Here is a 9,832-nt window from a genome sequence, read left to right on the forward strand (position 1 = left end):
TTGGAGGTATCCAACTGATAAGAAATTTTAGTTAATAGGAATTAGTGCCTTATTAACATCAGATAGGTAATAATATACCCTATTTGCAATACCAAATGCTTTTATTTTTCCTGCCTTCGTCCATCTCCACAGGCTAGACAAATCAATATCTAACATTTTAGCTGCTTCTTCTCTTGTAAGAATTTTATCCTTTTCTTCCTGATTGGATAAATCTTTTTTGATGCCCTCTAATTCTGTTCTTACACTTTCCTTAATTAAACTCTCCAACTCATATGGAGTAGTTTGTACGATTGTTACTTGATTCATATTTTTACTGTTTTAAAAATTAATACTGCAAAAATACTGTGTGGGTTATTCCAATGTGGCATACGAATTGTCCCCAAATGGGAACAGTTATTTTAAGGATTGCAAAACAGTGTCATACATTGAAATTCTGATACCATTTTTAGAATATTTACAGTCTTCTAAAGTTTTTGTCTTTTCAAACCAAATATTATGGTTATCATTGAACCAATCTCTAAATTCTTTATCTCCAACGCTTTTGTGGATATAACCATCATATTGCATTTGTCTGAAAATAAAACTAAAATCAGTATGGCTTTTTTCTTTAATATTGAGCTTCAAAAGTAATTCTGAAAACAGATTGTAGGATTGCAAATCTTTAAATATTCTTGGATGGGGATTTGGGGTTTCCTGGGTATTCTGTTGCACTTCTTTTTGCTCTTCTTTACTATCAAATATTTCAGGATAAATAATTTTGTATCTGTTCGTAAGATTATCTATAAAATCTGCATATATTTTTGTAAAATATGAAATTAAATCTTGCTGAATCGTATTAGTGTTTTCTAAATTTTTTAATTTACAAATGCTATCATTGGTATAATCCACAATATCTTTTAATAAAATAAGTGCAGTTCTTGGGTTGTGGTGGTTATCTATGGAATCTGTACAATGGGTATAAAATTTATCTACAAATTCTATTTTCTTTAAAGTTTCTATACCTTCAAAGAAATATTTGGGTACGAAAAAATCAATAAATTCATTGTAATTTAAAGAAGTAGGACTCTTTCTGTGATGCTCTACACAATTTTTAACTAGCTGATGTGGTATTTCATCTTCAAATCCATATAATCTTTGTGCTTGTTGTTTTTCAATTTCATTATCCCTCAAGTCAAAATAAATTCTTTTGATGGGTGTATTTTCTTTCCCATCATCTAAACCCCACCTTCCATTGACCAATATAAACTCATCAAGTAAATAAAGGTCTGTGATATAAAATTGCTTTGCTAATGGATGGGTAAAAAATTCTTGCATAAAATCTAATTAAAAATATTGAGCCAAAGCATGAGCTTGTTGTGTATTCGTTTTTCCAATATATTGTAATAACATTCTTTCTGTTGAATGTCCTGTTGCTACCATAATTAGAGGTGTTGGTATAATTCCAAAAAAATTACTCGCAAAAGACCTTCTTCCTATATGACTTGTAATTAATTCATTCTTAGGGTAATTTCCTTTTACCTTTCTATCATTAATCTCTTTGCTTCCTGTGATAACTTGAATTATTCCTGCATTTTTACAAACTTCTTTTATAAATTCATTATATTTTTGAGATGAAATTTTTCTTGGAAAATCTCCATCTCTTTTGTTTAACACTTCTAACACTTTACTATGTAATGGTAAGGTCATTATTTTTCCTGTTTTCTGTTGTGTAAATTCAATAAAAGTTTTTCCATTTTCATTTCTAAGCATTTCTTTCGTAAATTTCATAAAATCAGAAACTCTTTGTGCTGTATAACACGAAATTAGTAACCAATCCTTTGCATTATCCAAATAATCATGAGGTTGTATAGTTTGTTCAATTTTAGCCAATTCGTCAAAAGTAAGGTAGATGATTTCAGATTTTTCAATTTTGGAACTAAGTTTTTTCAATTGATAATGAACTTTTAAACCATTACTTTCTGCATGATAACAAATCGTTTTAATGAATTTTATATTCCTTGCAGTATAGCTGGAAGCATACTTTTCTTTTTGGCAATATTCTTCAAATTCGTTTTTAAACTGATTATTTATATTCTCAATCAGCAAATCTTTAATTCCTTTTTCTTTTTTATATCCTTCTAAAATTTTCTTAATTGCCTTAGCTTTTGTTTCCAATGGTTTACTAAGATTGATGCCTTTTTCTTTTATGTAAAAATCAATATATCTGACTAAATCATTAGGAAAATTATGTTCATTTTCTGTTTCAATAAAAGGATTTATTATGTTTTTAAGCCATTCTGTATTTACAATTTCAGTTTTATTTGATTTGTAAGCATCTTCAATGGTGTTTCTTAAATCAATCAATCTTCTATTGACTTCTTTATTTTGAGCTACCTGATTTTTAGATCCTGCATCTCTTTTTTCAATAAGTTTATTGCCTTTCGTTTCTGTGATTCTTTCTACCAACAAACCTGAAACAGAGTCCCAATGTTCTACTAAAGTCGTTTCTTTGGTTCTTCCCCATACATCAACTTTTCTGCCATCTGTAAGTCTTACATGAACAGAAACTATCTCTCCTTCTTTTGGCTTTCTTAAAAGAAAATTAACTTTTACCATGAAAATAAATTAGATTTTAAAATTATACAATTTCTCAATACTGGAGAAATTTCAGTATTATTTTTTTGCACAACATTTGCACAACAGTCATGCAATTTGAACATTCAAATTACATTACGAAAATATAGAAAAATCGTTGTAAATATAGTATATAAAAGGATTATAGAGAATTTGAAGTTTTCAACAAATTGCACGAAATTGCAATGAATTTTATAATTGCTGTCCCTTCCTCTCTGCAAAAAAAATCCGAAATTAATTTTCGGATTTTTTTATTCTGTCATTTCGCCACTGATGCTTTTCTCAAAATTTTCACTGAAGCTTCCGGAATAATTTGGATTATTGAGCAAATGCATGGCTTTTGTAATAGCACTTTCAGCGGTGATATCTTTGCCACTAATGGCATTTACCTTTTTGAAAATATTACTGTTTTCATATTTGCCAATCGATATTCCACCAGAGACGCATTGACTGACCACCACGATTTCAGTTCCTCTATCGCGCAATTCTTGTAATACTTTTTGAGTGTTTTCGGAATTGAAAATTGTTCCAGACCCAAAAACTTGAAGAATCAGTACTTTCATTTTTGGAATTTCAGAAAAATGCTTGAGATGCATTCCGGGGAAAATTCGCCAAAATAAGACGTCTTCTGAAATGTGAGTATCAACGGTGAATTCTTGGTCTTTATGAGGTCGGAAAAGGACGTCTTTGTCCACATTAAGGTGTACGCCAGACTGACCAAGAATTGGATAGTTAGGACTTTGATATGCGTCAAAAAATTCTGCTGAATATTTCAAAGAGCGATTTCCTCTGAGCAGTTTGTATTCGAAGTAAAGAGCTACCTCCTGTACAACAGCTTCATTGTTTTCGTATAATGAAGCATAATAAAGACTCGTTAAAAGATTTTCTTTAGCATCTGTTCTTAGGTCTCCGATTGGAAGTTGGGAACCTGTAAGAATAACGGGTTTGCGAAGCCCTTTTAACATAAAGCTCAATGCAGAAGCGGTATAAGACATGGTGTCGGTCCCATGAAGAATCAGAAATCCATCAAATTGTTCATAATTTTTACCGATATAGTTGGCAATAATTTTCCATTCGTTAGGCCCCATATCTGACGAGTCCAAAGGCGTTTTGAACGGATGAACAGAAACTTCGCATTCCAAAAGTTTCATTTCGGGGATTTTTTTGAAAATATTACTGAAGTTAAAAGGCTCCAAACTACCTGTATTGTAGTCTTTTTCCATTCCGATGGTTCCTCCTGTATAGATTAACAGTACTTTTCTTTTCATAAACTCAAAATTACGTTAATTTGCACTGATTTTACAATTTTATGGAGAACTTAATTGAAACTTACGAGTATCTAAAGACTTTTTTAACAGAAGAAAGAGCAGAAAAAATTGACTATCAAGCACAACGGAGCTCGGATTTTGTACTTCCTATTTTGGAGGATGTTTATCAGTTTCGTAATGCTGCAGCCATCGTTAGAAGCGCCGAAGGTTGTGGTTTTCACAAAGTGGTAGCTTTAGAAAAAATAAATGTCTTCGAACCTAATCTTGATTTGACAAAAGGTGCGGAAAATTGGGTCGAAGTTGAAAAAATGCCCGCTCAAATAGAATCTATCAAAAAAATAAGGGCGAGAGGTTATAAAATTGTTGCTGTTTCTCCAGAGCGAGATGCCACGATGCTTTCGGATTTTAAAATTGAAGAACCTGTAGCTTTGGTTTTTGGAACGGAATGGCAAGGGATTAACGAAGAGGTCTTGGACTTGGCTGATGAAACTTTGGCGATACCAATGTATGGATTTACACAAAGTTTTAATGTATCTGTTGCCGCAGCGATTTGTATGTACGAATTGAAGCAGAAGATCTTGAGTTCAGGTATTGACTATCGGCTTACTGAGGAAAAGATGTTACAGCTCAAAATAAGATGGGCAATAAAATCCATAAAAAGTGGACCTCAAATCTATGAGGAATACTTAAAGAAGAATATTTAACTGGAAGTAGAGTTTTTAGATTTAATAGGGTTAAATTTATCAAATCTAGTACGATCATTGAAACAGTGAGGTTTAGTTAAAAAGGAGTTGTCAAATATGTTAAAATTAATCGATTTATTGACCTTGAAGAGGATAATCTGCGTTAGTGGTTTTCTCATGCTTTTATTGTTTCTAAATGGATGTAAAAAAGAAAGTATTCCAGTTGATAACAAGGAAGAAGAAATAGCACATAAAGAGAAAAAAGATTCGATACTTGTAGATTCTGTAAAGAGAGAAGAAGAAAAAATTTCGTACTCCGAATTTATTTTTCCTGCTTCTAATAAGGATTCGGCGATGTCTGTTTTTTTAGAAACTTATGATGAGGAGGAGAGATATACGATTTTAGCTCTTAATCGACTTGATGAAAAGAACCGATGGAGAGCAGATACATTAATTATTCCCAATAAAATAGAGTCTGATTTTTTGAAATATTCTCCTTATCCTACAAAAGTTGATGTTTTGAAAGAGGTACATAAAATTGCTTTTTTTTCTTACACCATTCATGCCTATGCTTTATATGACAATGGACAATTAGTTAAATGGGGACCAACCAGTATGGGTAAGAAAGCAACTCCCACAAAAACAGGTCTTTCATATACCAATTGGAAAAAGGAGGTCGCAACTTCTACATCTAATTCGTCATGGAAACTGCGCTGGAATTTTAATGTTTATAACAGTTTAGGAATAGGATGGCATCAGTACGATTTACCAGGATTTCATGCTTCGCATTCTTGTATGCGTTTGTTGGAAGAAGATGCCAAATGGATGTATTCTTGGGCTGATCAATGGGTGTTAGCTGACCAAGGAACCAGAGTAATCGCGACGGGCACCCCTGTTTTTATTTGGGGAGATACCGATTTCAAATCTAGACCATGGTTGCAATTGAGCAAGGATTCCAAGAGTAATGATGTGTCAGAAAAAGACTTGGAAGCAATGATTCAGCCCTATTTAGCGGATATTTTGAAGGAGCAACAGAACTCTGATCAAATCAGGCAACAAATCGCTGTTGCTAAAGCTAATCCTGAAGTTTCCCAAAAGGGAGAGTAGATTCGATGGCAAATTTTTGCAATTGAGACATTTCTTTTTGAGCTTTCTTTTGTCCAAATCGAACAGCAAAATAGGTGACTAACAACATGGTAAGCATCAAAAATGAGACGGGTAGTCCCCATGTATAGGAATCAGTTTTGATTTGCTTTCCAACAAACCAAAGCGTTATAGAAATCATCCATAAAATTGACCACAGAAAATATAGAAACATGAAAAAAGTCCACACTGATGAACTTGGACCAAAAACACCACGAATAGAAGTTTCGGGGGTTTCATCATTGGTTTCTGTTTCGATTCTTAAAGATAAATATGGCTTGTAATAAGAATCTTCGGTTGTCCGGACAGATATAGTTGCTATTTCTCTATTCACATTACCTTCAAACTCCGCATGATGTTCCTTGAGGTAAATTCTTAGATTTTCCACATATTCTTCTATGGAAAGTTTTGAAACGATTTTGAATCTAGGTCTTGATCTTATCTTATCGATGGATGATTGTTGTGGTTTCATTGGTTTTCTTGGTAAGGTATCGGATCTTCGAGGTAGAATTGAAATTCTAATCGTTTTCCGTTTCTCATGACTTCAAATTTAAAGTTTTTTCCTTCATGAGATTTCATCAATTGATTGAGATCTTCTAATTGCATAAGCGATGTTTGTTTATTATTGATAGAGACCAAAACGTCGCCTTTTCTTAGTCCAGCAATATATCCAGGAGAATCCTTTCGTACTCCCGCAATGGAGTAGATTGGTCGTAACACAAGCCTATACTGAATGTCTTGTGTAAAAGTGAAATTAGTACCTGCATTTGATTTACTCCTAGGTAGTTCTACTTTGAAGGTTTCTTCTTCATATTTTGAACCTTCGTGTTTGAAATCCAAACCACTCATATTGAAGAGAAACGGGTCAGCATAATATCGGTTTTTCTTCAAATACATTTTAGAATTTTTATAGTCGAATATCACCGTGAACCTTCTTAAAATCTCATTTCCTATCGAACCTTTTCGATCATTTGCTAGCTTGAGATGTTGGATCGAATATTCGTCTGGCATAGCAGTGATTGGCGTGTCAAATCGAAATTTATTGAAGTATAAAGCATGTATTCTGCTCCTTTTTCCGTAAATATCACCATTGAATCCTCTACCTAAAAAGTCATCAATGTTGGGGCGATTATAGACAAAATCTTTAATTAACGTGGGGAACAACCATATCGCATCACTATTTCCTGTGTCAATAAGTAAATTAGAAAGATGTTTGGTATTGGTCATTTCGACATCTGCCATGACATAAGGTTTGTTTTCGACCAAAGTGATAGGAAACTCATCAAAACTTTTGGCTCTTTTCTGAAATTTTTGTTCATCATTATAGACGATAATTCTTTTTCGCGCATAGTCGATTTCAATAGGGTGATTTTTAAAAAAATGATATCCAATAATCCCATGAACAGGGATGCCAACATGGGAAGAAAAATTAAAATCTTCTTCTAAAATAATATAGATTGTGTGATGTTTATCAACAAATTGATCACCAATTTTGATGATGTTGTTTTGTGATTTTAGGCCTTCAATTTCAATGTTTTCTCCTAGTCCAGTAAATTTCTGCTTCTGTATATCCATTAGTTTGAGGTCTTGATTTCCCGCACTGAAAAGTATGGATTCTGAGACGCCAGTATCTAAAAGAAATGTTAGGGGAACATCATTAACAGTCAACGAGATGAACGAAAGATTATTAATCTGCTGAAATGGTATCACAACTTTATCTTCAGTCTCAGTAATCTGAAACTGCGATTGTGACAGAAATTGGGCATAAAACAATATGAAAAAAATTCTAAACCATTTCATAGGAGAAAAGGTACGTAATTTCCTTTACATGTTTGCTCATTCCTTAATGAATTTATGAGTTACCAAATTGTCTTCGGTTTCAATAATTCAAAGATAGTTCCCAGTCTCCAGATTTTTGACATCAATTGGAAGCGAAGGCTGTACTCTTTTAACAACAAGTCTTCCTGAAGCGTCGATGATTTGGATGCTTTTAATTTTGTCATCTCCATCAATATTGATGAAGTCTTTTACAGGATTAGGGTAGATGGATAAAGGATTTTTTTTGTCCGCAGTATTAGTTCCTAAAATAGTTGAAGTGCACTCTCCGTTATAAGAATCACCAGAGATGGTCCAACCTTTTGTGTTGATAAGATAGTTTCGCGCATCAACAGCTAAAGGATCGTGATAGTATATATTAGAAGCAGAGCTAAGATCGATGTTATTGGGAGTGTTAGGATTCATTCTCCAACCATAAAGTATGCTATCATAATTTTGGCAACTAAGACCAGAATTGAAAAACATATTATGAGCATCAGTTAATGAGGTTAAATTCCAATTTCCTATATTTTGGTTAAAGCTTGTCGCATTAGTAAACATATAAGAAAAGTACACGACATTAGAAGTATTCCAATTACCCAGAGGTTGGTTGAAGTTAGTAGCACCAGCAAACATGCTACTCATGTTGGTGACATGACTGGTATCCCAATTATTAATATTCTGATTAAATGTGGGCGCTAAGGAAAACATCCCCGTTGCATTTGTAGTGTTGGATAGGTTCCAGTTATTAAGAGGTTGATTAAATTGGGAGCAACCCATAAAAATTGCTTGCATTGATGTAACGTTGGAGGTGTTCCAACTATTCAGTGGTTGATTAAAAATGCTACATGCAAAAAATGTTGCTTCTAATGAGGTAACATTAGATATATTCCAACTTCCGATCGGTTGATTGAACAAGTAACAGTTGCTGAATGTACTATTAAGTGTTGTAATATTAGTTGTATTCCAATTACTAAAAGTACTGTTACCTACTAAGGAAAAGCATCCTGCAAACGTTGCATAGAAACTGGTCACATTAGTAAGATTTGGAATGTCTGTCGCTATGATATCGAGATTATTACAGTTTTTATAAGCATAATCCATATTGCTCCATGATATATTTCCCCATTGTTCGACTTTTAATATTTTTTGAAAGTCGCCAAAGGCTTCTGAACCGCCTGAAAACTTTATCTGATTGAAGCTACCACTTCCATTAGTGACTTTTACTCTATATGTTGCATCATTAGCGTTTGGATTGATGGGGGTTCCAAAATCAATGAGGAAGTTGGCTGTAGAATTTATATTAGTAATTGTCGCATTATGAGAAGGGTAGCCAATTTCTTCCCAATACACTTGGAAATTAGTCCCGATTCCAGGAAACCAAATCTGATTAGAGGAAGTTTGATATGGTATGCCAGGTTGCGTAGTAGTAGCAGAAGTTGAAGGATTATTTGGTTTCCAGACCGTAATAAATTCGCTCTGTGCAAAGGAAAAGTAGGATAGGAGAAATAATGAAAAAAGTAGGATTTTCTTCATGGGTTTGTGATTTTTTTTGTAAAGGTATTGATTTTCAGAAAAAAAACTCTTCAAAAAAATGAAGAGTTGTGTAAAAATATTTAAAATTTGATATGACTATTTCAAATAGGGTTCCATTTGTTTCTTCCAGATTTGGTAACCTTCGGGTTTCATATGAAGCATGTAGCCCAAGAAAAGGTCTTCTCTAACTTTTCCATCACTTCCGTTCATCGCTTCGGTAATGTCAATGTAGTCGGCATTTTTTTTCTTTTCCATGAATTTTTTAATCATTGCATTGGTTGCAACAAACTTTGGCCACAATTTTTCTCGACTTGGAGAAAGCTTGATAGAGATATAATCAACTGGAATATTTGGATAATATTTTCGGATTGCAGTGTAAAATGTTTTGAATCTTTTAAAAGCATCTTTTGGTTCAAGTTGTTCATTAGCTGCAAAGTCGTTCTCTCCACAATAGATAATAATTTGTTTTAGGTTATAAGGTTTTAAAAGCTCATCCGAATAGAAATTAAGGTCGGATAAACTGGAACCTCCAAAACCTCGATTAATAATATACTTTCCGGGAAAATAGTCCGAAACGTCTTTCCACATCGTGAATGACGAACTTCCTATCAATAGAATAGCATCTTTCTTTGGTGGATTTTCTTTATTGAGTTGTTTGAAGTTTTCGATGTCGTTCCAAAATGCAGGTTTGTCTTGCGCGGTAATCGTGGATAAGAAGATAAAAATTGCAAGGAACGAGAATATTTTTTTCATGATTTCAAATTTCATATAAAT

The 9,832-nt window shown here is 33.2% G+C and carries 10 protein-coding genes; 2 read left to right on the forward strand and 8 right to left on the reverse strand.

Annotated elements, in window-relative coordinates; all coding sequences use genetic code 11:
• Window positions 1-27 precede the first annotated feature (27 nt).
• The 4 genes from AC4AGG_RS06140 to AC4AGG_RS06155 form a co-directional block, all read right to left on the reverse strand.
• Window positions 28-306, reverse strand: coding sequence for a helix-turn-helix domain-containing protein (locus tag AC4AGG_RS06140; RefSeq protein WP_489771110.1), 279 nt, complete (start codon window positions 304-306; stop codon window positions 28-30).
• 87 nt (window positions 307-393) lie between these two features.
• Window positions 394-1,314, reverse strand: coding sequence for a hypothetical protein (locus tag AC4AGG_RS06145; protein WP_489771111.1), 921 nt, complete (start codon window positions 1,312-1,314; stop codon window positions 394-396).
• Window positions 1,315-1,323: 9 nt separating this feature from the next.
• Window positions 1,324-2,595, reverse strand: coding sequence for a site-specific integrase (locus tag AC4AGG_RS06150; protein WP_489771112.1), 1,272 nt, complete (start codon window positions 2,593-2,595; stop codon window positions 1,324-1,326).
• 269 nt (window positions 2,596-2,864) lie between these two features.
• Window positions 2,865-3,881 (reverse strand): asparaginase, encoded by a 1,017-nt coding sequence (locus AC4AGG_RS06155; protein WP_489771113.1) that lies wholly within the window; start codon window positions 3,879-3,881, stop codon window positions 2,865-2,867.
• A 41-nt stretch (window positions 3,882-3,922) separates the two neighbouring features.
• On the opposite strand from AC4AGG_RS06155, the gene AC4AGG_RS06160 reads away from it, so the two are divergent.
• Both AC4AGG_RS06160 and AC4AGG_RS06165 read left to right on the forward strand, forming a co-directional pair.
• Window positions 3,923-4,585, forward strand: a complete 663-nt coding sequence (locus AC4AGG_RS06160; RefSeq protein WP_489771114.1) for a TrmH family RNA methyltransferase — start codon at window positions 3,923-3,925, stop codon at window positions 4,583-4,585.
• Window positions 4,586-4,681: 96 nt separating this feature from the next.
• A complete protein-coding gene (locus AC4AGG_RS06165) occupies window positions 4,682-5,671 on the forward strand; it encodes a L,D-transpeptidase (RefSeq protein ID WP_489771115.1) in 990 nt (329 codons plus the stop codon).
• On the opposite strand, the gene AC4AGG_RS06170 is transcribed toward AC4AGG_RS06165, so the two are convergent.
• The 4 genes from AC4AGG_RS06170 to AC4AGG_RS06185 all read right to left on the reverse strand — a co-directional run.
• The gene (locus tag AC4AGG_RS06170) at window positions 5,640-6,179 is read right to left on the reverse strand and encodes a hypothetical protein (protein WP_489771116.1); all 540 of its coding nucleotides are present in this window, start codon (window positions 6,177-6,179) and stop codon (window positions 5,640-5,642) included. The two genes, AC4AGG_RS06165 and AC4AGG_RS06170, sit on opposite strands and share 32 nt — an antisense overlap.
• The gene (locus AC4AGG_RS06175) at window positions 6,176-7,507 is read right to left on the reverse strand and encodes a PDZ domain-containing protein (protein WP_489771117.1); all 1,332 of its coding nucleotides are present in this window, start codon (window positions 7,505-7,507) and stop codon (window positions 6,176-6,178) included. Before AC4AGG_RS06175 ends, AC4AGG_RS06170 begins: the two co-directional genes overlap by 4 nt.
• A gap of 87 nt (window positions 7,508-7,594) precedes the next feature.
• Window positions 7,595-9,058 (reverse strand): BspA family leucine-rich repeat surface protein, encoded by a 1,464-nt coding sequence (locus tag AC4AGG_RS06180; protein WP_489771118.1) that lies wholly within the window; start codon window positions 9,056-9,058, stop codon window positions 7,595-7,597.
• 96 nt (window positions 9,059-9,154) lie between these two features.
• Window positions 9,155-9,832: GDSL-type esterase/lipase family protein (locus AC4AGG_RS06185; RefSeq protein ID WP_489771119.1), on the reverse strand; the 678-nt coding region annotated here is incomplete at its 5' end.

This window comes from Chryseobacterium sp. CG10_8, assembly GCF_058117085.1.

Bases quoted from the DNA above. Each gene is read 5' to 3' on its own strand.
- AC4AGG_RS06180 (WP_489771118.1), bottom strand. From the start codon at position 9,058: ATGAAGAAAATCCTACTTTTTTCATTATTTCTCCTATCCTACTTTTCC.
- AC4AGG_RS06145 (WP_489771111.1), bottom strand. From the start codon at position 1,314: ATGCAAGAATTTTTTACCCATCCATTAGCAAAGCAATTTTATATCACA.
- AC4AGG_RS06140 (WP_489771110.1), bottom strand. From the start codon at position 306: ATGAATCAAGTAACAATCGTACAAACTACTCCATATGAGTTGGAGAGT.
- AC4AGG_RS06160 (WP_489771114.1), top strand. From the start codon at position 3,923: ATGGAGAACTTAATTGAAACTTACGAGTATCTAAAGACTTTTTTAACA.
- AC4AGG_RS06150 (WP_489771112.1), bottom strand. From the start codon at position 2,595: ATGGTAAAAGTTAATTTTCTTTTAAGAAAGCCAAAAGAAGGAGAGATA.
- AC4AGG_RS06165 (WP_489771115.1), top strand. From the start codon at position 4,682: ATGTTAAAATTAATCGATTTATTGACCTTGAAGAGGATAATCTGCGTT.
- AC4AGG_RS06155 (WP_489771113.1), bottom strand. From the start codon at position 3,881: ATGAAAAGAAAAGTACTGTTAATCTATACAGGAGGAACCATCGGAATG.
- AC4AGG_RS06175 (WP_489771117.1), bottom strand. From the start codon at position 7,507: ATGAAATGGTTTAGAATTTTTTTCATATTGTTTTATGCCCAATTTCTG.
- AC4AGG_RS06170 (WP_489771116.1), bottom strand. From the start codon at position 6,179: ATGAAACCACAACAATCATCCATCGATAAGATAAGATCAAGACCTAGA.